Consider the following 456-nt stretch of genomic DNA (forward strand, 5'->3'; position numbering starts at 1 on the left):
ATTTATCAGCGCGCGTATGATGCAGATGGTGTCGCTTACAGTATCCCAGAAGTTGTCATCTCATTTCAGGCATATGTTCCCCGGTTTTGCCAGACAACTGCCTTGAAAAATGGCGGCTGGAGCGTTGCGTGGGAGAAAGGGAGCGACGGGCTGCAGCCGTATAGCATTCATCAGCAAACATTTGACGCAACTGGCGATAAGGTCGGCGACGAATCTTCTTTCGACATCCGCAGGAATTCGCAAGTCACCTTTCTCGCCAACGGCGAAGTGGTGGCGGCGTATACCGCGGAAAGACATGACCAGTATCATATCGAGCTTCAAGTCTATGACGCAGTTGGCAACACTTTGGGTAGAACCATGGATGTGGGCTACGGCGATAGCAACAACGCTACGGTCAGCAGTCTCGACGATGGAAGTCTGATGGTTACATGGCTGAGGGAACGCTCGGGCAACATC

At 52.4% G+C, this 456-nt stretch carries 1 protein-coding gene; it reads left to right on the plus strand.

The genetic code is table 11. The features are described from left to right. Window positions 1-102: 102 nt before the first annotated feature. Window positions 103-456, plus strand: a 354-nt coding sequence (locus tag AC1D0P_RS29355) for a hypothetical protein (protein WP_477679952.1), incomplete at its 3' end; no start/stop codon positions are given.

It is taken from the genome of Polaromonas sp. P1_G2 (genome assembly GCF_056405515.1).